We start from the raw sequence: 641 nt of genomic DNA, 5'->3' as shown, positions 1-641 counted from the left end.
GGATTCTCTTGAAAATCACCAGAATAGAGGCGATTCCCTTCGCCATCCCGTACCGGAAGCCGCTGCGCTTCGCCAGCGGCGAGGTGCACGTGGCCTCGCACATCCTGGTCAGGGTCCACAGCGAGGACGGGATTGTCGGGCAGGCTGAAGCTCCGCCGCGCCCCTTCACCTACGGGGAAACCCAGGAATCCATCGCCGCGGTGGTGGAAAAGGTCTTCGCCCCTGAAATCGTCGGGCTGTCCTGCCTGGACCGTGAATCCATCCACGCCATCCTCAACCGCACGGTCGGCAATCCCACGGCCAAGGCCGCCGTGGACATGGCCGTCTGGGATGTTATCGGCAAGTCGCTGCAGCAGCCAGTCACCCGCCTGCTGGGCGGCTACTCCGACCGGATGCGCGTGTCCCACATGCTCGGTTTCGATGAGCCGGCCAAGATGGTGGCCGAGGCGGAGCGGATGCGGGATACATATGGGATCACCACCTTCAAGGTCAAGGTCGGACGCCGCCCGTTCATGCTGGACGTCGACGTATGCCGCGCGCTCCGCGAAGGACTGGGGGACGGCGTCGAGCTGTATATCGATGGCAACCGGGGGTGGTCTGCATCCGAGTCCATGCGCGCCCTGCGCGCCATGGACGACCTC

Annotated in this window: 1 protein-coding gene; it reads left to right on the top strand. The window is 64.7% G+C overall.

Annotation, left to right across the window (positions count from 1 at the left end; all coding sequences use genetic code 11):
* A partial coding sequence (locus tag AC5RVV_RS17805; RefSeq protein ID WP_494002680.1) for a mandelate racemase/muconate lactonizing enzyme family protein occupies window positions 1-641 on the top strand: 641 nt, incomplete at both ends.

The sequence above is a fragment of the Arthrobacter sp. MDT2-34-1 genome, from assembly GCF_059091365.1.
This window is presented reverse-complemented; position numbering and strand designations above follow the sequence as displayed.